The 21,476-nt window shown below is 72.2% G+C and carries 16 protein-coding genes; 7 read left to right on the top strand and 9 right to left on the bottom strand.

The window, feature by feature from the left end; translation table 11 throughout:
- Positions 1 to 168: 168 nt before the first annotated feature.
- Together ABZ887_RS15620 and ABZ887_RS15615 are read left to right on the top strand one after the other, a co-directional pair.
- Positions 169 to 5,109: an NAD-glutamate dehydrogenase gene (locus tag ABZ887_RS15620; protein WP_361288598.1), complete on the top strand. Its 4,941-nt coding sequence runs from the start codon at positions 169 to 171 to the stop codon at positions 5,107 to 5,109.
- A 161-nt stretch (positions 5,110 to 5,270) separates the two neighbouring features.
- On the top strand, positions 5,271 to 5,714 hold the full coding sequence (locus tag ABZ887_RS15615) for a GtrA family protein (protein WP_361288595.1): 444 nt from the start codon (positions 5,271 to 5,273) through the stop codon (positions 5,712 to 5,714).
- Between the two features lie 41 nt (positions 5,715 to 5,755).
- Here ABZ887_RS15615 and ABZ887_RS15610 read toward each other — a convergent pair whose 3' ends face one another.
- Together ABZ887_RS15610 and ABZ887_RS15605 are read right to left on the bottom strand one after the other, a co-directional pair.
- On the bottom strand, positions 5,756 to 6,619 hold the full coding sequence (locus ABZ887_RS15610) for an ABC transporter ATP-binding protein (protein ID WP_361288686.1): 864 nt from the start codon (positions 6,617 to 6,619) through the stop codon (positions 5,756 to 5,758).
- A 22-nt stretch (positions 6,620 to 6,641) separates the two neighbouring features.
- On the bottom strand, positions 6,642 to 7,559 hold the full coding sequence (locus ABZ887_RS15605; protein WP_361288592.1) for an ABC transporter permease: 918 nt from the start codon (positions 7,557 to 7,559) through the stop codon (positions 6,642 to 6,644).
- Between the two features lie 371 nt (positions 7,560 to 7,930).
- On the opposite strand from ABZ887_RS15605, the gene ABZ887_RS15600 reads away from it, so the two are divergent.
- The 3 genes from ABZ887_RS15600 to ABZ887_RS15590 all read left to right on the top strand — a co-directional run bounded on the left by ABZ887_RS15600 (position 7,931) and on the right by ABZ887_RS15590 (position 10,018).
- On the top strand, positions 7,931 to 8,557 hold the full coding sequence (locus ABZ887_RS15600) for a TetR/AcrR family transcriptional regulator (RefSeq protein WP_361288589.1): 627 nt from the start codon (positions 7,931 to 7,933) through the stop codon (positions 8,555 to 8,557).
- Positions 8,558 to 8,636: 79 nt separating this feature from the next.
- Positions 8,637 to 9,014, top strand: coding sequence for a DoxX family protein (locus ABZ887_RS15595; RefSeq protein ID WP_361288586.1), 378 nt, complete (start codon positions 8,637 to 8,639; stop codon positions 9,012 to 9,014).
- A gap of 77 nt (positions 9,015 to 9,091) precedes the next feature.
- Positions 9,092 to 10,018, top strand: coding sequence for an RNA polymerase sigma-70 factor (locus ABZ887_RS15590; protein ID WP_361288583.1), 927 nt, complete (start codon positions 9,092 to 9,094; stop codon positions 10,016 to 10,018).
- Positions 10,019 to 10,025: 7 nt separating this feature from the next.
- On the opposite strand, the gene ABZ887_RS15585 is transcribed toward ABZ887_RS15590, so the two are convergent.
- From ABZ887_RS15585 to ABZ887_RS15575, 3 genes are all read right to left on the bottom strand, one after another.
- Positions 10,026 to 10,964 carry an ADP-ribosylglycohydrolase family protein gene (locus ABZ887_RS15585; RefSeq protein ID WP_361288580.1) on the bottom strand — a complete coding sequence of 313 codons (939 nt, stop codon included), beginning with the start codon at positions 10,962 to 10,964 and terminating at the stop codon, positions 10,026 to 10,028.
- Between the two features lie 106 nt (positions 10,965 to 11,070).
- Positions 11,071 to 12,051, bottom strand: a complete 981-nt coding sequence (gene galE / locus ABZ887_RS15580) for a UDP-glucose 4-epimerase GalE (protein WP_361288577.1) — start codon at positions 12,049 to 12,051, stop codon at positions 11,071 to 11,073.
- A gap of 39 nt (positions 12,052 to 12,090) precedes the next feature.
- Positions 12,091 to 13,308, bottom strand: a complete 1,218-nt coding sequence (locus ABZ887_RS15575) for a glycosyltransferase family 87 protein (protein ID WP_361288683.1) — start codon at positions 13,306 to 13,308, stop codon at positions 12,091 to 12,093.
- A gap of 328 nt (positions 13,309 to 13,636) precedes the next feature.
- Here ABZ887_RS15575 and ABZ887_RS15570 point away from each other — a divergent pair, with 328 nt between their 5' ends.
- Complete coding sequence (locus tag ABZ887_RS15570) at positions 13,637 to 15,247, top strand: glycosyltransferase family 39 protein (RefSeq protein WP_361288575.1); 1,611 nt, start codon at positions 13,637 to 13,639, stop codon at positions 15,245 to 15,247.
- Between the two features lie 9 nt (positions 15,248 to 15,256).
- Here the strand turns inward: ABZ887_RS15570 and ABZ887_RS15565 are convergent, their stop codons facing one another.
- Positions 15,257 to 15,751, bottom strand: coding sequence for a MarR family transcriptional regulator (locus ABZ887_RS15565; RefSeq protein WP_361288572.1), 495 nt, complete (start codon positions 15,749 to 15,751; stop codon positions 15,257 to 15,259).
- 135 nt (positions 15,752 to 15,886) lie between these two features.
- Here ABZ887_RS15565 and ABZ887_RS15560 point away from each other — a divergent pair, with 135 nt between their 5' ends.
- Positions 15,887 to 16,303 carry an organic hydroperoxide resistance protein gene (locus ABZ887_RS15560; protein ID WP_189268199.1) on the top strand — a complete coding sequence of 139 codons (417 nt, stop codon included), beginning with the start codon at positions 15,887 to 15,889 and terminating at the stop codon, positions 16,301 to 16,303.
- On the opposite strand, the gene ABZ887_RS15555 is transcribed toward ABZ887_RS15560, so the two are convergent.
- From ABZ887_RS15555 to ABZ887_RS15545, 3 genes are all read right to left on the bottom strand, one after another.
- The gene (locus ABZ887_RS15555; RefSeq protein ID WP_361288568.1) at positions 16,293 to 17,876 is read right to left on the bottom strand and encodes a hypothetical protein; all 1,584 of its coding nucleotides are present in this window, start codon (positions 17,874 to 17,876) and stop codon (positions 16,293 to 16,295) included. The genes ABZ887_RS15560 and ABZ887_RS15555 overlap by 11 nt on opposite strands.
- A gap of 91 nt (positions 17,877 to 17,967) precedes the next feature.
- On the bottom strand, positions 17,968 to 19,245 hold the full coding sequence (locus ABZ887_RS15550) for a hypothetical protein (RefSeq protein WP_361288565.1): 1,278 nt from the start codon (positions 19,243 to 19,245) through the stop codon (positions 17,968 to 17,970).
- The gene (locus tag ABZ887_RS15545) at positions 19,242 to 21,476 is read right to left on the bottom strand and encodes a CDP-glycerol glycerophosphotransferase family protein (protein ID WP_361288562.1); all 2,235 of its coding nucleotides are present in this window, start codon (positions 21,474 to 21,476) and stop codon (positions 19,242 to 19,244) included. Before ABZ887_RS15545 ends, ABZ887_RS15550 begins: the two co-directional genes overlap by 4 nt.

The raw sequence follows: 21,476 nt of genomic DNA, 5'->3' as shown, positions 1-21,476 counted from the left end.
CACACCTGCCGAGCAGCTCAAATATGGCTCAATACCCTCCGCTCATCTTCCCTTGCGGCATAGCGTCGGAGCAGACCGGAGAACCCGGCCGTGGCGTCGAGCCGCAGGGGGAAGAGCCCGTACTTCCTTCTACGTCACGCAATGGCGCGCGACAGGAGCCAGAGGACAATGCAGACCAAGCTGGACGAAGCCAAGGCCGAGCTGCTCGATCGGGCCGCCCGGGTAGCTGAGAACAGCCCGGCCGGGGGGCACCTACCGACTGGGACGACGGGAGAGGTGGACCAGGAGTCCGTCTTCGCGTTCCTCCAGCGCTACTACCTGCACACCGCACCGGAGGACCTCGCCGACCGCGACCCGGTCGACGTCTTCGGCGCCGCCGTCTCGCACTACCGTCTCGCCGAGACCCGCCCGCAGGGCACCGCGAACGTCCGGGTGCACACCCCGACCGTCGAGGAGAACGGGTGGACCTGCAGCCACACCGTGGTGGAGGTCGTCACCGACGACATGCCCTTCCTCGTGGACTCGGTCACCAATGAGCTGACCCGGCAGGGGCGCGGGATCCACGTCGTCATCCACCCCCAGTTCGTCGTCCGCCGTGATCTCACCGGCAAGCTGATCGAGGTGCTGCCCACCTCGCCGTCCGACGACGAGGAACTGCCGCACGACACGCACGTCGAGTCCTGGATCCACGTCGAGATCGACCGCGAGACCGACCGCTCCGACCTCAAGCAGATCACCGCCGACCTGCTGCGCGTCCTCTCCGACGTCCGGGAGGCCGTCGAGGACTGGGAGAAGATGCGGGAGGGCGCCGTCCGCGTCGCCGAGCAGCTCGGCGAGGAGCCGGTACCCGCCGACCTGCCGCGCGCCGAGGTCGAGGAGGCCCGCGAGCTGCTGCGCTGGCTCGCCGCCGACCACTTCACCTTCCTGGGCTTCCGCGAGTACGAGCTGCGCGAGGACGACTCGCTGGCCGCCGTGCCCGGCACCGGTCTCGGCATCCTGCGCTCCGACCCGCAGCACGCGGGCGAGGAGGGCCACCCGGTCAGCCCGTCCTTCGAGCGGCTCCCGGCCGACGCGCGCGCCAAGGCCCGTGAGCACAAGCTCCTCGTCCTGACCAAGGCGAACAGCCGGGCCACCGTGCACCGGCCGTCGTACCTGGACTACGTCGGCGTCAAGAAGTTCGACGCGGCCGGCAACGTGGTGGGTGAGCGGCGCTTCCTGGGCCTGTTCTCGTCCGCCGCCTACACCGAGTCGGTGCGCCGGGTGCCGGTCATCCGCCGCAAGGTCGACGCGGTGCTGGAGCGGGCGGGCTTCTCGCCCAACAGCCACGACGGCCGCGACCTGATGCAGATCATGGAGACGTACCCGCGCGACGACATGTTCCAGACCCCGGTCCCGGAGCTGGAGTCGATCGTCACGAGCGTGCTCTACCTCCAGGAGCGCCGCCGGCTGCGGCTGTACCTGCGCCAGGACGAGTACGGCCGCTACTACTCGGCCCTCGTCTACCTCCCGCGCGACCGCTACACCACCGGCGTCCGGCTGCGGATCATCGACATCCTGAAGGAGGAGCTCGGCGGCACCAGCGTCGACTTCACCGCCTGGAACACCGAGTCGATCCTCTCCCGGCTGCACTTCGTCGTCCGCGTCCCGCAGGGCACCGAGCTGCCCGAGCTGTCCGAGGCCGACAAGGACCGCATCGAGGCCCGGCTGGTCGAGGCGGCCCGCTCCTGGGCCGACGGCTTCGCCGAGGCGCTCAACGCCGAGTGCGGCGAGGAGCGCGCGGCCGAGCTGCAGCGCCGCTACACGAACTCCTTCCCCGAGGGCTACAAGGCCGACCACACCCCGCGCGCGGCGGTCGCCGACCTGGTCCACCTGGAGCGGCTCACCGAGGAGCCGGGCAACGACTTCGCGCTCAGCCTCTACGAGCCGGTGGGCGCCGCCCCCGGCGAGCGCCGCTTCAAGATCTACCGCAAGGGCGCGGCGATCTCCCTGTCGGCCGTGCTGCCGGTCCTGAACCGGCTGGGCGTCGAGGTGATCGACGAGCGGCCGTACGAGCTGCGCTGCGCGGACCGGACGACCGCGTGGATCTACGACTTCGGGCTGCGCATGCCGAAGGTGGCCGGCGGCGGCAACGGCGACTACCTGGGCGACGACGGCCGTGAGCGTTTCCAGGACGCGTTCTCCGCGACCTGGACCGGCCTCGCGGAGAACGACGGCTTCAACGCGCTGGTGCTCAGCGCCGGGCTGAGCTGGCGGCAGGCGATGGTGCTGCGGGCGTACGCCAAGTACCTGCGGCAGGCCGCGTCCACGTTCTCCCAGGACTACATGGAGACGACGCTCCGCAACAACGTCCACACCACCCGGCTGCTGGTCTCCCTCTTCGAGGCGCGGATGTCGCCGGACCGGCAGAAGGCCGGCCTGGAGATCACCGACGCTTTGCTCGAGGAGCTGGACGCGGCCCTTGACCAGGTGGCGAGCCTCGACGAGGACCGCATCCTGCGCTCCTTCCTGACCGTCATCAAGGCGACGCTGCGCACCAACTTCTTCCAGGAGACGGTCGACGGCAAGCCGCACTCCTACGTCTCCATGAAGTTCGACCCGCAGGCCATCCCCGACCTCCCGGCGCCCCGCCCGGCGTTCGAGATCTGGGTGTACTCGCCGCGCGTCGAGGGCGTGCACCTGCGCTTCGGCAAGGTCGCGCGCGGCGGTCTGCGCTGGTCCGACCGGCGTGAGGACTTCCGTACCGAGATCCTCGGCCTGGTCAAGGCGCAGATGGTGAAGAACACCGTCATCGTGCCGGTCGGCGCCAAGGGCGGCTTCGTCGCCAAGCAGCTGCCCGACCCGGGCGTGGACCGGGACGCGTGGCTGGCCGAGGGCATCGCCAGCTACAAGACGTTCATCTCGGCGCTGCTCGACATCACCGACAACATGGTGGCCGGCGAGGTCGTGCCCCCGCAGGACGTGGTCCGGCACGACGAGGACGACACCTACCTGGTGGTCGCGGCCGACAAGGGCACCGCGACGTTCTCCGACATCGCCAACGAGGTCGCCGGCAGCTACAACTTCTGGCTCGGCGACGCCTTCGCCTCCGGCGGCAGCGCCGGCTACGACCACAAGGGCATGGGCATCACCGCGCGCGGCGCCTGGGAGTCCGTGAAGCGGCACTTCCGGGAGCTGGGCACCGACACCCAGACCGAGGACTTCACGGTCGTCGGCATCGGTGACATGTCCGGTGACGTGTTCGGCAACGGCATGCTGCTCAGCGAGCACATCCGCCTGGTCGCCGCCTTCGACCACCGGCACATCTTCATCGACCCGAACCCGGACGCGGCCACCGGCTACGCCGAGCGCCGCCGCCTGTTCGACCTGCCCCGCTCCAGCTGGGGCGACTACGACACCGACCTGCTCTCGCAGGGCGGCGGGATCTTCCCGCGCAGCGCCAAGGCCATCCCGGTCAACGGCCACATCCGCGAGGCCCTCGGCATCGAGGAGAAGGTCGCCAAGCTGACCCCGGCCGACCTGATGAAGGCGATCCTCGGGGCGCCGGTCGACCTGCTGTGGAACGGCGGCATCGGCACCTACGTCAAGGCGTCGACCGAGTCCAACGCGGACGTCGGCGACAAGGCCAACGACGCCATCCGCGTCGACGGCGCCGACCTGCGCGTCAAGGTCGTCGGCGAGGGCGGCAACCTGGGCCTGACCCAGCTCGGCCGGATCGAGTTCGCCCGCCAGGGCGGCAAGATCAACACCGATGCCATCGACAACAGCGCCGGCGTGGACACCTCCGACCACGAGGTGAACATCAAGATCCTGCTCAACGGCGCGGTCGCGGACGGCGACATGACGGTCAAGCAGCGCAACAAGCTGCTCGCCGAGATGACCGACGAGGTCGGCGCCCTGGTGCTGCGCAACAACTACGCGCAGAACGTGGCGATCGCCAACGCGCTCGCCCAGTCCGGGGACATGCTCCACGCCCAGCAGCGCTTCCTGCGCCACCTGGTCAGGGAAGGCCACCTCGACCGGGCCCTGGAGTTCCTGCCCACGGACCGCCAGATCCGCGAGCGCATCGGCACCGGCCAGGGCCTGACCGGCCCGGAGACGGCCGTCCTGCTGGCGTACACGAAGATCACGGTCGCCGACGAGCTGCTGGCCACCACGCTGCCGGACGACCCGTACCTGAGCAGCCTGCTGCACGCCTACTTCCCGACGGCCCTGCGCGAGCGGTTCGCCGCCGCGCTCGCCACCCACCCGCTGCGCCGCGAGATCACCACCACGGTGCTGGTCAACGACACCGTCAACACCGGTGGTACGACCTACCTGCACCGGCTGCGCGAGGAGACCGGGGCCTCCCTGGAGGAGATCGTCCGGGCGCAGACCGCGGCCCGCGCGATCTTCCGCTCGGCCCCGGTGTGGGACGCCGTCGAGGAACTGGACAACAGGGTCGACGCGGCCGTCCAGACCCGGATCCGGCTGCACTCCCGCCGCCTGGTGGAGCGCGGCACCCGCTGGCTGCTCAACAACCGGCCGCAGCCGCTCCAGCTCCTGGAGACCGTCGACTTCTTCTCCGAGCGGGTCGAGCAGGTCTGGCAGCAGCTGCCGAAGCTGCTGCGCGGCGCGGACCTGGAGTGGTACCAGCACGTGTACGACGAGCTGTCCGGCGCCGGTGTGCCGGCCGAGGTCGCGACCCGCGTGGCCGGCTTCTCCTCCGCCTTCCCGGCGCTGGACATCGTCTCGGTGGCCGACCGCACGGGCAAGGAGCCGCTGGACGTCGCCGAGGTCTACTACGACCTCGCCGACCGGCTCGGCGTCACCCAGCTGATGGACCGCATCATCGAGCTCCCGCGCGCCGACCGCTGGCAGTCGATGGCCCGCGCCTCCATCCGCGAGGACCTGTACGCGGCCCACGCGATGCTCACCGCCGACGTGCTCGCCGCGGGCAACGGCACGTCGACGCCCGAGCAGCGCTACGAGGCCTGGGAGCAGAACAACAGCGCGATCCTGGGCCGGGCCCGGACCACCCTGGAGGAGATCCGCAGCTCGGACTCCTTCGACCTGGCCAACCTCTCGGTGGCCATGCGGACGATGCGGACGCTGCTGCGCACGCACTCGTAGCCGTACACGGTGGTAGTACGACATGAAAAGCGCCCCGGGCCGGTGACGGCTCGGGGCGCTTTCTTTCTTACCCGTGTTTGTTCTTGCCGATATCTAAGGGGAAGTGGGCGGAGGATTTACCGTTTCCTGCTAGTCGGGATGTCTCGGTTATCGTCTGCCGTGTGACAGTGCAACTCACGGTGGGGCGGCCGGTCCCGCAGGTCGTCCTCGAGGTCGCGAAATTCGGGATCGTCGGCGGCAGCGGTGTCCTCGTCAATTTCCTGGCCTTCAACCTGCTGCTGCACGGCCTGCGTTGGCAGGCCATGGCCGCGACGGTGGTGGCCAGCTGCCTGGCGATGGCGACCAATTACGTGGGTTTCCGGTTTTTCGCCTATCGGGACCGGGCCTCGCGCACACGACAGCAGATCGCACTTTTCTTCGTGTTCAGCGGAGTGGGTGTCGTGCTGGAAAGCGGTCTGTTCTATGCCGGCTATCACGGTCTCGGTCTCGCCGGCCCGCTGGAATCCAACATCGTGAAGGCGCTGTCGATCGTGCTCGCCTCCGCGTTCCGCTTCCTCGTCTACCGGACCTGGGTGTTCCGGACGGACGCGAGCCGCGCCGTATAGCAACGGCGCGGCTCGCGGTCGTGGTTCTGCTGCAGGAGGGTTCAGGAAGGCTGGGTGACCTTCGGCTTGGGCTTCGCCTTCGTCTTGTCGGACTTGTCGCCGGTGAAGGTCTCGTACTCGGCGAGGACCTCCTCGGTCGGCCCGTCCATGCGCAGCACACCGCGCTCCAGCCACAGCACCCGCTCGCAGGTGTCGCGGATGGACTTGTTGCTGTGGCTGACCAGGAACACCGTGCCCGCGTGCTGGCGCAGTTCGCGGATGCGCTCCTCGGACCGGATCCGGAACTTCGCGTCACCGGTGGCCAGGGCCTCGTCGATGAGCAGGACGTCGTGGTCCTTGGCGGCGGCGATGGAGAAGCGGAGCCGGGCGCCCATGCCGGAGGAGTAGGTGCGCATCGGCAGGGTGATGAAGTCGCCCTTCTCGTTGATGCCGGAGAAGTCGACGATGTCCTGGTAGCGCTCCTTGATCTCCTCGCGGGACATGCCCATGGCGAGGCCGCCGAGGTAGACGTTCTTCTCGCCGGTCAGGTCGCCCATCAGGGCCGCGTTGACGCCGAGGAGGGAGGGCTGGCCGTCGGTGTAGATGGCGCCGTTCTCCACGGGCAGCAGGCCGGCGACCGCCTTCAGGAGGGTCGACTTGCCGGAGCCGTTGGTGCCGATCAGACCGATCGCCTCGCCCTTGTAGGCGACGAACGAGACGTTCCTGACGGCGTGCACCTTGCGGACGCCGGCCGCGCTCTCGGCCCGCTTCTTGCCACGCAGCATGCGGTTGAGGGCGGCGGTGGCGGAGCCGCGGCCGGCGCCGGTGCCGTTGACCCGGTAGACGATGTCGACGCTGTCGCAGACGACGGTGGGGACGTCGCTCACGGTGCGGGGCTCGCGCACGGTGGGGATGTCGTCGTTCATGCTGGGGGTGTCGCTCACGTTCTCAGCCACGGCCGTACGTCTCCTCAGCCTTCCAGAAGTAGATGAACCCACCGACGCCGACGACCAGGGCCCAGCCGGTCGCGACGATCCACACGTGCGGCGGCAGCTGGCTTCCGTGGAAGCTGTCGATCAGGGAGTAGCGCATCAGGTCGATGTAGACGGCGGCCGGGTTGTCCTTGAGTACCGGCGCCACCCAGTCCGGCAGCCCCTTGTGCTTGCCGGTCAGCCGGTCGATGCTCCACATGACGCCGGAGATGTACATCCAGGTGCGCAGCACGAACGGCATCAGCTGGGAGATGTCCGGGGTCTTGGCGCCCCATCGGGCCATGATCAGCGACATGCCGGTGTTGAAGGTGAACTGCAGGATCAGCGCCGGGATCGCCAGCAGCCAGGAGGCGGCCACCGGCACGCCGAAGCAGAGCAGGATGACGACCAGGGCGCACATGGAGAACAGCAGCTGCTGCAGCTGCTGGAGGCAGAAGGAGATGGGCAGCGCGGCCCGCGGGAAGTGCAGGGCGCGGACGAGGCCGAGGTTGCCGGCGATCGCGCGGGTGCCGGTCATGATCGAGCTCGACGTGAACGTCCAGATGAACACGCCCGTGACCAGGAACGGGATGTAGTCCGGGACGCCCCTCTTGGTGTCCAGCAGGACGCCGAAGATGAAGTAGTACACCGCGGCGTTCAGCAGCGGGGTCATGACCTGCCAGACCTGGCCGAGCTTCGCCTGGGCGTACTGGGCGGTGAGCTTGGCGGTGGCGAACGCGACGATGAAGTGCCGTCGGGCCCACAGCTGGCGGATGTACTGCGGCAGGGAGGGGCGGGCGCCGCTGACCGAGAGACCGTGCCGGGCGGCGAGCGCCGCGAGGTCGTCCTCGGCCGTGACCGGGGCCGGGGGCGGTGTGTGGAGAACCTGGGTCACATCCGCTGCTTTCACTCGGGGGGTGGGGGTGCTGCGGCGTCCGGCTGGGGCCGGGCCCGTCACCCGAAGTTTCCTTACGCTTCTCTTCACGTTTTCTTACGTCGGGACGGGACCGTATCGTCGCAACGGGAGCGTAGGCCGAGTTGGCGTCGGAACGCAACCGTTTCGTCGTCACGGGCGGGTGTGCGCCGTAACACTTTCGAGGTCGGGGTGCGACCGATTCGTTGCGGTGTGGTGCGGGCACGTGTTCGGTACGGCGATGACCTGGGACGCGTTCAGCGGGCCCGCGTTGCGGCGTTCGGGTGGCGGCTCCGTGCCGCTGCGTCGTCGGAACGCAACCGTTTCGTCGTTACGCCCCTATGCTGGGAGTCATGACGACGAACGCCGAGGAGTCCCAGACGCGTCCGCGCCGACGAGCCCCCGCCGGGGCGGCCGTCCTCCGCGAGGACGTGACCGAGGCCATCCGGGCCGCCGTCTTCGAGGAGCTCGCGGCGGTCGGCTATGCCCGGATGTCCATCGAGGGCATCGCGCGCCGCGCGGGCGTCGGCAAGACCGCCGTCTACCGCCGCTGGCGCTCCAAGCTGCACCTGGTCCTCGACGTCGTCTCGGCCCTCGCCGTGCTGGGCCTGCCGGTACCCGACACCGGCTCCCTGGAGGGCGACCTGCGCCTGCTGTACGAGGTCACCTCGCGTGCGCTGCGCCATCCGGTCGCCTCGCAGATCATCCCCGACCTCCAGGCCGAGGCGGCCCGCAACCCCGACATCGCCGAGGCCATGCAGAAGACGCTGCGCGAGGGCCAGGAGGGCGTCGCCAGCAAGATCATCGAGGCGGCGCAGCGGCGCGGCGAACTCGCCGAGAGCCTCGACGACGACCTGGCCATGGACCTGATCTCCGGCCCGCTGTACTGGCGCTCGGTGGTGATCCGCACCCCGAAGCTGCCGAAGGGGTACCTGGCGGCGCTGGCCCGCGGGACCACGGAGGCGCTCAAGGCGCTGTAACCACTCCGCCGGGGATGTCACAGGCGGCGCGGCCGTCTCGTCGTAGAGGGCACAGGCATCCCCGATCAAGGAGTGGACGATGAACCTCGCGCTGTGGATCGCCGCCGGGCTGCTCGCCGCGGTGGCGCTGGCCGGCGGGATCAGCAAGGCGTTCGTGCCGCGGGAGAAGCTGGCCGCGGCCCACGGCGGCGGCTGGACCGGTGACGCCGGCGACGGTTTCGTGCGGACGCTGGGCATCCTCGAACTCCTGGCCGCGGCGGGCCTGGTGCTGCCCGCCGTCACCGGCGTCGCCCCGGTCCTGGTGCCGGTGACCGCCACCGCCTGGATCCTGCTGATGATCGGCGCGATGATCACCCACGGCCGGCGCGGCGAGCGGGCGTTCGTGGCGCTGAACCTGGCCTATCTCGCGCTGGCGCTGGTCGTCGCGGCGGGCCGGTTCGGCCCGGGCACCTTCTGACGGAACAGGGCGGAACAGGGCAGCACGGAGCGGGACCGGCACGGTTCCGGACAGGTCGGGACGAGGGGGAGACGCACATGAAGAGCAAGACCGAGGAGTTCCAGGAGCTGCGGCCGCTGCTGTTCTCGATCGCGTACCGGATCCTGGGCAGCGTCGGCGAGGCCGAGGACGCGGTCCAGGAGGCCTGGCTGCGCTTCACCGGCTCGCCGACCGAGGTCAGGTCGCCGAAGGCCTTCCTGTCGGCCGCGGTGACCCGGATCTCGATCGACGTCCTGCGCTCGGCCCGGGTCCGGCGCGAGGAGTACGTCGGCCCGTGGTTCCCCGAGCCGCTGCTCGCCGACCCCTACGAGGACCCGGTGCGGTCGGCGGAGCTGGCCGACTCGGTGTCGATGGCGGCCCTGCTGCTCCTGGAGCGGCTCAGCCCCCTGGAGCGTGCGGTCTTCGTCCTGCGCGAGGTGTTCGACTTCGGCTTCCCCGAGGTCGCGTCGGCGGTGGGCCGCTCGGAGGCCGCCTGCCGCCAGCTGGCGGTCCGGGCCAGGCGCCACATGGCCGAGGGCCGCCCCCGTTTCGCGGCGGACCGCAGGGAACGCGACGAACTGGCCGCACGCTTCTTCGAGGCCCTCCACGAAGGCGACCTGGCCGGCCTCCAGGAACTGCTCGCCGCCGACGTGTCGCTGGTCGGCGACGCCGGCGGCAAGGCACCGCAGCTGGCCCGCGCCGTTCTGGGCGCCCAGAACGTGGCCCGCCTCCTCGCCGCCGTCGTCCCGTTGCTGTTCCGGATCGACGTCACCTGCGAGCAGCACGAGGTCAACGGCCAGCCCGGCGCGATCTTCCGCGACCGGGACGGCAAGGTCCTGCAGACCTTCTCCCTCGACATCCTCGACGGCCGCGTCCAGGCCGTCCGCCTGGTCCTCAACCCCGACAAACTCGGCCACGTGGGCCCGGTCGCGGACGCCTGGTCCATCGCCGAGGAGGCCAAACAGGCCCGCAGAGCGGGGGCGTGACGGGACCTCACGCCTCCAGCCGTCGGGTCAGCGCCGCGAGGTCCGCCGCCCGCAGCACCCGGTCACCGAACCCGGGCAGCGGCACGTGCAGGACGTCCGTCCACCGTTCCGGTACGGCCCCGACGCCGTGGACGGCACCGGCCAGGGCGCCGGTGACCGCCGCGACGGTGTCCGTGTCGCCGCCCAGGTCGACGGCCGCCCGGACGGCGTCCTCGTAGGAGGAGGTGGTCCGCAGCGCCCAGACCGCGGAGCCGAGGCAGGGCCACACGGCACCGTTGAACTCGGTCGCGAGGTCGGGATGCCAGGCGGGGTCGAGGACGGTGGCGTACCGGTCGCGGTGGCCGGGGTGGACCGCCGCCAGCGATTCCGGTACGGCGGCCAACGGGTCGTCCCCGGCCAGGGCGGCCCGCAGCAACTCGTGCAGGATCGCGGTGCCCTCCCAGGCGGCCCGGTCCCCGTGGGTGAGCGCGGCCAGTCGGCGGCCGGCGTCCATCGTGCCGTCCCGGCCGAGGGGCGCGAAGTACACCCCGGAGGTCGCGGCGCGCATCAACGCGCCGTTTCCGGCGGCGCGTTGGCTGGTCTGGAAGTGCAGGGCGGCAGCCAGATCCCACGGGTCGCCGCTGCCCAGCACCGCCTCGGTCTGCAGGCCGATGTCCTTCGGCTCGCCCGCCGCCCACCGCCGGAACCGCCCGAAGACGTCCGGGAGTTCCAGCCCGCCGCACTCCACCAGGGACTCCCCGACGAGCATCGCCATCTGCGTGTCGTCGGTCGCCTCGCCCGGCTCCCAGCCTCCGCCCCCGCACATCTCGCCGCCGTGACCCGCTGTCGGGAACCGCGCGGAGAAGGCCCCCTCGGGGCCGAACTCGAAGGGTGCGCCCAGGGCGTCACCTACGGCGGAACCGATGACGGCGCCGAGGGCGCGGTCGAGGCGGGGCAGTCGAGGCATTCCCGCAGGGTACGGGGTCGGCCCGGGGCCGTCTCCGGTCGTGTCCGCCGCGGCCGTTCCCGGTTGCGGGGTCGGCCGCGAGGTCGGTCAGGGGGTCGGTTGCGGGTCAGCCCCGGGCTGCCTCCGGATGCAGGCGTACCCAGCCGTCCCAGGCTGAGGTGATCATGTCCTGGATGTCGTGCTTGGTCTTCCAGTCGAGTTCGGTGGTGATGCGGTCGGCGGAGGCGACGACGCGGGCCGGGTCGCCGGGGCGGCGCGGGGCGACGGTCGGGGGGAGGGCGTAGCCGGTGACCGCGTTGATGCGGTCGATCATCTCGCGGACCGAGACGCCCTCGCCGCGCCCGATGTTGAGGGTCAGCGCGCGGCCCGGCTCGGCCTGGAGGGCGCGGGCCGCGGCCACATGGGCCTCGGCGAGGTCCACCACGTGGATGTAGTCGCGGACGCAGGTGCCGTCCGGTGTCGCGTAGTCGTCGCCGAAGATGCGCGGCGGCGCGTTCTCCGTGAGCTTCTCGAAGACCATCGGGATGAGGTTGTAGACGCCTGTGTCGGCGAGTTCGGGGCGGGCCGCGCCGGCCACGTTGAAGTAGCGGAGCGAGGCCGTGGCGAGGCCCGTGGCCCGGCCCGTCGCGCGGACCAGCCACTCGCCCGCGAGCTTCGTCTCGCCGTACGGCGACATCGGCACGCACGGCGTCTCCTCCGTCACCAGGTCGACGTCCGGCATGCCGTAGACCGCCGCGGAGGAGGAGAAGACGAAGGAGGGGACTCGTGCCTCCGTCACCGCCTGCAGCAGGACGCGCAGGCCTTCGACGTTCTCGTGGTAGTAGTGCAGCGGGCGGTCCACCGACTCGCCGACCTGCTTCTTCGCCGCCAGGTGCACGACCCCGGTCACCTCGTGCTCGGCCAGGACCCGCGCGACCTTCTCACCGTCGAGGGTGGAGCCCGTCACCAGGGGCACGTCCTCGGGCACGCGCTCGGCGATGCCGGTGGACAGGTCGTCGTACACCACCGTCCGCTCGCCCGCCTCCGCCATCGCGCGTACGACATGCGCCCCGATGTAACCGGCGCCGCCGGTGATCAGCCAGGTCATGTGTGGCCGTCCCCTCCGTCAGTTGGCCCGTGGTGTTCGTCAGCCGCGGTCACCCCTCAGTGAAGCAGGTGCCGCGGACATCTGCGGACGGCCGACCTGACCCGAGGTGACCATGTGGACACGGGACGTGCTCTCCCGGCGGCGGGAGGCGCGCCACAGACGGGTGAGGGAGAGCACGGCGGCGGTGGCCAGCAGGCCGTTGCGGGCGAGCATCAGCAGGCAGCCGGTCCAGGTGCAGTGGATGACCTCGGCGTAGAACACGGGGTAGGCGACGGCACTGAGCGCGGTCGCCGCCATGACCAGCGCGGCGACCGGACGCTGCGTGGTGTGCCGGGAGGTCAGGCACACGGCGGCCAGGCCGAGCAGCCAGATCATGTACTGCGGGCTGATCACCCGGCTGGTGACGGTGAACAGGAGTACGGCGCTCAGGGCCGCGTCGTACGGGGTGGCCGGGGTCCAGCGCCGGGCCCGTACCCGCCACAGCAGGAGGAGGGCGAAGGCCGCCGCGGTGAGCGCGAGGGAGGCGGTCGCGACCGCGTGCACGTGCGGGCCGACCAGTTCCATGGCGCCGTACTGGTAGCGGGTCGTGCCCCGCCAGCCGGCCTGCCGCGCGAGGCTGAGCGCGGTCCCGCCGAGCGACTCGACCTGCACACCCCGGCCGCCCTGCTGACGCAGAAAGGCCAGCGGGTTGCGGAACGACATCAGAAGGGCGGCGAGGGCGACGGCCCCGGTCAGGGCCGCGGACAGCCATGCCGTGCGCGTCGGCCGCCCGCGCGCCAGGCCCAGCAGCACCAGCGCCGGCCACACCTTCACCAGTGCGCCCAGCGCCGCCAGCGCACCGCACACGCGCGTGGAGCGCGACAGCGCCAGCAGGGAGAGCACCGCGAAGGCGGTGACCTCCACGTCGTAGCGGGCGAGCGGGAGGTGCAGCAGCAGGGGGAGGCCGCCGGTCCACAGGGCCGCGCCGAGCAGGGTCCGGCCGGGACGCGTGCCCGCGCGGGCGAGCGCCGCCGTGATCAGCGCGTCGGTGGCCAGGGTGAGCGCCACGAACGCCTGGAAGTAGCTCGGTCCGGGCACCAGCCCCGGCGCCAGCAGCACCGCACCGGCGCCCGGCGGGTACTGCCACAACGTGTCGTGCGCCGGGAACGCGCCGTGCGACAGCACGCCGTACCAGTGGAAGTACAGCCGCCACACTTCGCGCGCGACCGCTCCGTGACCCAGGACTCGCTCGTTGTTGTGGGCGAGGAGCCACAGCATCGACGCGCGCGTGACGGCCCAGGCGACGGCGAGACAGAGGAGGCGGAGGAGACGCGGGAGGCCGGGCGGGCGGCGGAGCCGCGGGAGTCGAACAGGCGGGGCGAACGGGACGCGCGGGAGCGGCAAGTACGGGCGGCGGTTCATCAACCGCGAGCGTAAGCCGCGCGGATGGTGTATCCATGCCGATACGCCGTCAATACCCGGCAAAGGTTGGCTAATCGCAAAAGATCGGGCCGTGGTGACTATCGGGCCTCTCGTAAAAGCACATCCGCGAACGACGCGAACAGCAGAAGACGGCCGGCCGGCTCCACGGAGTCGGCCGCGCCCGTTGGGCGGTCCGCCCCGGTGGCCGGGGGCCGCCCGGGGCCTGGCCGTGGCCGTCCCGGCCGCGGTGATGCTCGCGGTCGGGTTCTGGGGGCTGCACCGCGGCGGCATGTGGCGCGACGAGGCCGTCACCTACCAGGTCGCCCGGCGCACGGTGCCGCAGATGTGGCGGCTGCTGCACGACGTGGACGCGGTGCACGGCCTGTACTACCTGCTGATGCACGTCGTCCTTGCCGCCGACCCCGGCCACCCCGGCGAGGTCGTCCTCCGGCTGCCCTCGGTGTGCGCGGCTGCCGTCACCGCGGGCCTGGTGGCAGCCCTGGGCAGCCGTCTGGCCCGGCCACACGTCGGCCTGTGGGCCGGGCTGCTGTACGCGGTCACCCCGCTGATCGGCCACTACGCGCAGGAGGGCCGCTCGTACGCCCTGGTCGCCGCGGGCGCCACCGGCGCGACGCTGCTCTTCGTCCGGGCGGTGCGGGAGGGGGGACGACGGGCCTGGTGCCGGTACGGCGTCGTCCTCGGAGTCACCTGCTGGCTGCACGAGTTCGCCGTCCTGCTGCTGCTCGCGCACGCGGGAACTCTGGCGCTGGCCCGTTCGTCGGGAAGGGTGTGGCGGGGGTGGGGCTGCGCGGCCGGGGGTGTGGCGCTGTCGCTGCTGCCCATGGTCGTGGTCTCGCGGGGGCAGTCGGCCCAGGTGGCGTGGTTGCGGGAGCCGGACGTGGAGACCGCGCAGGAGTTGCTGCGCCAGTACCTCGGACCGACCGACGGGGTGTACTGGGCGTGCCTGGCGCTCGGGCTCCTCGGGCTGACGAGGCTGGTGGGCCGGCGCGGTGAGGTGACCCTCGCGGCGGTCGCGCTGCCGCTCGCGGTGCTGCCGCCGGTGGCGCTGATGCTGGCCTCCCAGCTCACCCCGCTCTACGTCGACCGGTACGTGCTGTACGCGCTTGCCGGGGGGCCGTTGCTGGTGGCGCTCGGCGCGGACCGGGTCGCCGGGATGCTCGGCCGACTCTGGTCCCACGGCACGGCGACCGCGCCCCGGTCGCCCGCGCTCACCCTGGCCGGGGTCCTGGCGGTCCTCCTCGCCTTCACCCACCAGATCCCGCTGCTGCGGGCGGACCGGGTGCCGGGCACCCGTCCCGACAACCTCGGCGGGGTCGCGGCGGCCGTGGCCCGGGTGCTGCGGCCCGGCGACCCCGTGCTGTTCCTGCCGGCCCACGCGCGCGGGGCGGAGCTCGCGTATCCCGCCGACTTCAGGTCCACGAGGGACGTTGCACTGGCCGAGCCGGGGCCGGCGTCGGGCACGCTGTACGGGCGTGAGGTGGGGGTGGGGACGCTGCGGCGGCGGCTCGCCGGGGTGGACGAGGTGTGGGCGGTGATGGAGAAGTACGCGCTGGTGAGGGGATATCGGCCGCGGCTCGGGACGGAGCGGGCCAAGTGGGCCGTACTGAACCAGGAGTTCGTGCTGCGGGAGGAGATGGTGATCGACCGGGTTGCGTTGAGGTTGTATGTGCGGCCGATTCGGGTGGGTTCGGCCGAGTCCGCGGTGCGGGCCGGTGGGGGCTGGCCGCGCCCACGCGGCGACAGCCGCACCTCGACAACAGCCCCGCGCCCCTGAGGGGCGCGCTCAGCGCGCCCCTTCCTCCGCGGCCGCCGCGTCCAGCGTTCCCGTCAGCTGGTCCAGCCGTGCCTTCAACTCCCGGATCTCGTCCACGTCGAACCCCGTCGCCGAGACGATCCGGCGCGGTACCTCCAGGGCCCGCTCGCGCAGCGCGGCGCCCTCCTCCGTGAGCCGTACCTCCACCGAGCGTTCGTCGCGTGTGCTGCGCTCGCGGTGGACCAGGCCCGCCGCCTCCAGGCGCTTGAGCAGCGGCGACAGGGTGCCGGAGTCCAGGCGCAGGTGTTGGCCGAGCTTCTTGACCGGCAGGTCGCCCTGTTCCCACAGCACCAGCATCACCAGGTACTGCGGGTAGGTGAGTCCGAGGTCCTTGAGGATCACGCGGTAGACGCCGTTGAAGGCGCGGGACGCGGCGTGCAGGGAGAAGCAGATCTGGCGGTCCAGGTGGAGCCACTGCGCCTCGGGAGGAGCGGCGGGGCCGGGGGCCGGGGTTGTTGCGGTCATGGCTCAAGGGTAGCGCTTGTGGGTCATTTAGTTGTGTGCAATTGAATTGTGTGCTCTACTTGTCGTCGTGAGGGCGGCCGAACGGGAGCCGCCGGAACACCGAGACTTCGAGTACTTCGAGAGGGATGGTCTTCCATGGACGCCATCTACACGGCAGCCGCCACCGCCACCGGCCGGGAAGGACGGGCGGTCAGCTCGGACGGGCAGCTGGACCTGACGCTGGCGTTCCCGCCCGCGCTGGGCGGCAACGGCCAGGGCACCAACCCCGAGCAGCTCTTCGCCGCCGGTTACGCCGCCTGTTTCGCCAGCGCCCTCGGTGCCATCGGCCGCCAGGCCAAGGTCGACACCGGCGAGATCTCCGTCACCGCCGAGGTCGGCATCGGCAAGGACGAGTCCGACGGCGGCTTCGCGCTCAAGGTCACCCTGCGCGTCGAGCTCCCCGAGGCGCTCGCCAACGAGACCGGCGAGAAGCTGGTCCACCAGGCCCACGCCTTCTGCCCCTACTCCAAGGCCACCAAGGGCAACATCCCGGTCGACCTCGTCATCGAGTAGTCAGCGGCGCCGGGGACGCGTCCCGCGTCCGGGCGAGCCGCGCGAGCACCTCGCCGGTGCGCCGGCTCCAGTCCACGACCACCGCCTCCGCGGGCAGCCGCTCCTGCCGCGTCAGCAGCAGCCAGCGCACCCGGGGGCGGTGGTCGTGGCCGTCGGTCAGGTCGATGCCGTACCCGGGGAGCAGCCGGACGGCGTAGTACGCGTCCGTGATCACCGGTTCCCCCGGGCCGATGTGCCGGGCCGCCCAGTCGTACGACGGCCAGCGCGGCGGCTGTGTGAAGCCGACCGGGTCCACCGAGCGAGGCACGACCGCTCCCGCCTGCGCGGCCAGAAAGCCCAGGCAGACCCCGCCGCCCGCGGCCCAGCCGAGCGCCCGCCGCCACCGGGGCCAGGGCCGCTGTGCCGCCAGCTCCACGGCGAGCGCGCACTGCGGCGCCAGCAGCGCGAGGCCGAGCACGCCGACGAGCCGGCCGCCCGCCAGCACCAGGCACTCCAGGGCGAACAACAGCACCAGCGGATCACGCCGTGCCGCAAGCCCCAGCGAACCCGGCGACCCCAGCGAACCCGGCGACCCCAGCGAACCCAGCGAACTCGGCGGACCGGTCCCGGCCGCCCGCCGCGCCCGTAGCCACAGCGCCGGGACCCCGAGCAGGGCCAGCCAGCACTGACCCGCCCACCCGGTCAGCCCGGCCAACCCGATCGACCCGTCGTACGACCCGTATGACGAGTACGACCCGTATAGCGCGTACGACCCGTACACCCCGTATGACGCGTACGGCTCGTACGGCGAAGCCGCCGGCACCCGCGCGTGCGTCCCGAAGGCGAGCATCGCCGCCGCCACCGCGCACGTCAGCGCCCACCGCCCCCATACCGAGCCACGCCACCCCCGCTGCCACCCCGCCACGAACGCCACCGCCCCGGCCGCCGCGCCCACCCCGGTCACCGGGTCGACCAGGGCCACCGTCCCGTACAGCAGTCCGAGCGCCGCGTATCCGGACAGGCTGCGCAGGCCGCTCGGGCCGACGTAGCGCACCCGGCGCAGATCACGGGCGCGGGCGCCGGTCAGGGACCAGGCCCAGAAGGTGAGGCCGAGGGCGAACGCCGACGGGTAGCCGAGGCTGCCGGTCAGCGGCAGCAGGGCCAGCGAGCCCCCGCCCCAGGCGGGTCGCGTGCCCCACAGCACGGACCCGAAGACCAGCGCCAGTACCGGCGCCCACGGGCGCGGGCTGAGGACCCGGACCAGCCGGCCGAGGCCCGTCAGCAGGACCACCAGGTTCAGCGGGCCGCACACCCGCAGCAGCTGCCAGCCGCTGAGCCCGGTCAGCCGGGCCAGCGCACCCTGCGCCAGCACGTACGGGGACACGGCGGGGTCCGTCAGGCCCGCCCGCAGCCGTGCCACCGCCGCCGCGTGGAGCCCTGCCTCGCAGCACGGCGGCACCCGCCAGTAGGCGAGGGTCATCAGCAGCCAGAAGAGCAGGCCGAAGACCTGGTACGGGGTGAGTCTGCGGACCCGGCCGCCGCGCAGGGCGGTGGAGCCACGCGTGGCGCGCCGGAGCAGGGCGCCGGTGCTCACCGGAGGAAACGGAGAGGGCGGACCATTTGCCAAGTGTTCCCGTCCGCCTCGACGGCGTTGCCGTCCATCACCTCATCGAGTGACACCCACCTCATCGAGTGACGCCGACCGCCCTGGGCGACCCCTGCGCGGGAACCGGGACCGGCCGGCGCAGCAGCGGTTCGAGGAGCAGCGGCACGCCCAGCACCGGCAGCAGCCAGGCCAGCACGATCAGCCGGTCGCCGAAGACGGTGATGTCGGGATGCCCGGCCTGGGTGAGGATCCCGGTTCCGGCGGCCGCCAGCAGGAAGACACCGAAGGCCGGCCGCCGCCGCGCTCCCCACGCCCCGGCCGCCAGCACGGCCGGGAACAGCGGCTCCGTCAGCTGCCGGCGCAGCCACTCCACCCAGAAGTCGAACTCCAGATGGAGGAACTCCCGCCACGGGTGGGCCCGGTCCGGGTGGGTGTAGTGGACGGTCAGCAGGTCCTGCACGCTCTCCGCCTCGGAGGGATAGCGCAGCAGCCGGGCGAGGAGCAGCGTGCCGGCCACCGCCGCGCACCCCACCGCCGCGATCGCGGTCACCGCGCGCCCGGGTCCCCGGCCGTGCCGGCGCCGCCACAGCGCGACCACCGCCGCGGCCCCGGCCAGGCACCCGCCGAGGAAGAGCGCCTGCGAGTGCTTCACCGCGAACAGCGCGAGCAGCGCGCCCGCCACCAGCGCCGTCCCCGCCCGCACCCGCCCGGTCAGGGCCAGCGCGCAGCCCCACACCGCCGTCAGGGTCAGGGCCAGCATCAGGCCCTCCGCCATCGGCCGCATCGCGGTCGTGCCGACCGGCAGGACGTAGTACAGGACCTGCCCGGTCAGCGCGAGCGGCACCGGTACCGACACCGTCCGCAGCACCAGGAAGACCAGCACCCCGCCCGCGCCCGCGACCAGCACGCTCGCCAGCCACACCCCCCACGTCACCCCGAACACGGTGACGAACGGCACCAGGAACACCGGATAGCCCGGCCGCACCTCGAAGATCCGCCGCAGCCGGGGGGCCACGAACGGCACGACGTGCCCGTCCGTCTGCGCGCCCCCGGCCCGCAACCGCCGTTCCACCCGCCCCAGTTCACCGGCCCGGCAGTCCGCGAACACCTGGTCCGCCGGACTCGGCCCGTGGAAGCGCAGCACGTCCACGCGCTGGGCGCGCTCCGCCGCCGACGCCTCGCCGGCGCACGCCCAGTCCGTCGTCTTGGCCGCCGCCTCCCGCTTGCCCGCCCCGGCCAGGGCCAGCGCGTACGACACGTAGTTCTTGGAGTCAGGGGTGTCCCGGCCGGTGACGTCGGCGAGTTGCAGCACCGCGAAGACGGCGGCCAGCACCAGCACCCAGGTACGCGGTCTCACGTCGACGCCAGCAGGTCACGCGCCCCGGCCGGACCGGGCACCCGGGCCGGCGGCTCCGGCATCGACTCGCCGAGCAGCAGCGTCCGTACGACCCGTTCGGCGGCCCGGCCGTCGTCGAACTCGCAGAACCGGGACCGGAAGTCGGCCCGCAGCCGCGCCGACTCCTCGTCCCGCCAGCCGCCCGAGGCGAACAGCCACGCCAACTCCCGGTAGGAGTGCGAGACATGGCCCGGTGCCTCGGCGGTGATGTCGAGATAGGCGCCGCGGCTCGCCGTGTACGCGGCCCAGTCGTCGGCGTGGACGACGATCGGCCGGTCCAGGTTGGCGTAGTCGAACATGATCGACGAGTAGTCGGTGACCAGGGCGTCCGCGGCCAGCATGACCTCCTCGGCGTGCGGTTCGCCGGTCGCGTCGACCACGATGCCGCGCCGGTGCAGCTCGGCCAGGCCCGTCCCGCGTGCCGGACCGGTCGCGAGGGCCGGGTGCAGCCGGACCACCAGCGTGTGCCCCTCGCCGAGGTCGGCGGCGAACCGGTCCAGGTCGATCCGGTCGACGTGACCGCCCCGGACGTAGTCGCGGCGGGTCGGCGCGTACAGCACCACCGTGTGGTCGGCGGGAATGCCGTGCCGGGCCCGGAAGTCCGTCCGGCCGCCGGTCACCAGGACGTCGTTGCGCGGGCTGCCCGTGCGGGCCGACGCGAAGTGGCAGGGGTAGGCCCGCTCCCACACCAGCTCCGAGTGGCGGTTGGCGACCAGGCTGTGGTCCCAGCGGTCGGCCCGGCGCAGCATCTGCGGCACGTCGAAGCCGAGCCGGGCGCCGGGCTTGCCCAGCAGGTCGGCGCCCAGGTACTTGAGCGGGGTGCCCCGGTGGGTGTGGACGTGCACGCTGCCGGGCCGTTTCACCAGCGTGCCGGGCCAGTTGACGTCGTTGACGAAGAACTTGGCGCGGGCGGTCAGCCGCAGGTACTCCGGGGAGTCCAGCAGTACGTGGTCGACGCCGGCCGGCAGGTCCGCGGCGACCTCCGCGTCCCGCACCACCCAGACGCCGCGCAGCCGCGGGGCGATCTCCCGGGCCGCGCGGTACACGGCCGCCGGGTCGCCCCGCAGCCCTTGGTGCGAGGCCGCCGAGTACAGGACCAGCTCCTCGTCCAGGGGACGCAGGCCGCGCAGCCCGGTCAGCGCGCGCCGGGCCCGGGCCCCCGCCGCCCGCCGCACCCGCAGCGCCTGCCGCCCGCTCTCCCGGCCGACCCGCCCGGCCTGCTGCCGCAGCCGGTACGAGGCGTACGACCCGTCGAGCACGCTCAGGTCACCCACACCGGGGTCACCGGGGTCACCGGGGTCGGCCGGGGGGTTGGCCCCCGCCGGCCGGAACGCCCGGTACAGCTCCGCCGTGCGCCGGAAGAACTCGCCCTTGGCGGCGGCCGGCAGCCGGTCCGGCTTCGCCAGGATGTCCAGGCAGTGCTCGCCCATCTTCCGGTGCAGGCAGGGCCGCCAGACCGCCAGCTCCGGGCGGGCGCCGACGAAGGCGAAGACCCGCTTGTACTGCTCGTGCACGTCGAAGTGCTTGCGGCTGGTGGTGGAGAGGATGTTGCCCTGCCGGCGCTGGCGGTAGTGGAGGCAGATCCGGTCGAGGGTGGCGATCCGGGCCGCACTGAGCAGGACCGGGAAGGTCCAGGGGGTGTCCTCGTAGTAGCCCGGCGGGAACTGGAAGCCGTTCTCCTCGACGAAGTCCCGGCGGTAGGCCTTGTTCCACACCACCATCAACAGGTCGAGGATCTCCGGGTGTTCGGCCGCGGTGAAGACGCCGTCGGTCGAACCCAGCACCTCCGCGAGGGCGTTGCGCCGGGTCCCGCCCCACCAGTAGGTGCGGGCGTAGTCGAAGACCAGCACGTCCGGGTCGCCGGTCTCCGCCAGCCGGTCGGCGATCGCCCGCAGCGCGCCCGGCGTGAGGGTGTCGTCGCTGTCGAGGAAGAGGAGGAAGTCACCGGTGGCGTGCGGGAGTCCGGCGTTGCGGGCGCGGCCGAGGCCGACGTTCTCCGGCAGGTGCAGGACCTTCACGCGCGGGTCGCGGGCCGCGTACTCGTCGAGGATCGCGCCGCAGCCGTCCGGGGAGCGGTCGTCGACGGCGATCACCTCGACGTCGTGGAAGGACTGCTCCAGGACCGAGTCGAGGCACTCCCGGAGGAAGCCCTGCACCTTGAAACAGGGGACGATCACACTGAGTCGGGGCAC

This window comes from Streptomyces sp. NPDC047061, assembly GCF_040643955.1.
In the GTDB taxonomy this organism is placed as follows: Bacteria; Actinomycetota; Actinomycetes; order Streptomycetales; family Streptomycetaceae; genus Streptomyces.
Note: the sequence above shows the minus strand (reverse complement) of the source record. Positions and strands in the feature narration are given on the sequence as shown.

Bases quoted from the DNA above. Each gene is read 5' to 3' on its own strand.
- ABZ887_RS15620 (WP_361288598.1), top strand. From the start codon at position 169: ATGCAGACCAAGCTGGACGAAGCCAAGGCCGAGCTGCTCGATCGGGCC.
- ABZ887_RS15610 (WP_361288686.1), bottom strand. From the start codon at position 6,619: ATGAACGACGACATCCCCACCGTGCGCGAGCCCCGCACCGTGAGCGAC.
- ABZ887_RS15600 (WP_361288589.1), top strand. From the start codon at position 7,931: ATGACGACGAACGCCGAGGAGTCCCAGACGCGTCCGCGCCGACGAGCC.
- ABZ887_RS15595 (WP_361288586.1), top strand. From the start codon at position 8,637: ATGAACCTCGCGCTGTGGATCGCCGCCGGGCTGCTCGCCGCGGTGGCG.
- ABZ887_RS15590 (WP_361288583.1), top strand. From the start codon at position 9,092: ATGAAGAGCAAGACCGAGGAGTTCCAGGAGCTGCGGCCGCTGCTGTTC.
- ABZ887_RS15585 (WP_361288580.1), bottom strand. From the start codon at position 10,964: ATGCCTCGACTGCCCCGCCTCGACCGCGCCCTCGGCGCCGTCATCGGT.
- galE (WP_361288577.1), bottom strand. From the start codon at position 12,051: ATGACCTGGCTGATCACCGGCGGCGCCGGTTACATCGGGGCGCATGTC.
- ABZ887_RS15575 (WP_361288683.1), bottom strand. From the start codon at position 13,308: ATGCTGTGGCTCCTCGCCCACAACAACGAGCGAGTCCTGGGTCACGGA.
- ABZ887_RS15565 (WP_361288572.1), bottom strand. From the start codon at position 15,751: ATGACCGCAACAACCCCGGCCCCCGGCCCCGCCGCTCCTCCCGAGGCG.
- ABZ887_RS15560 (WP_189268199.1), top strand. From the start codon at position 15,887: ATGGACGCCATCTACACGGCAGCCGCCACCGCCACCGGCCGGGAAGGA.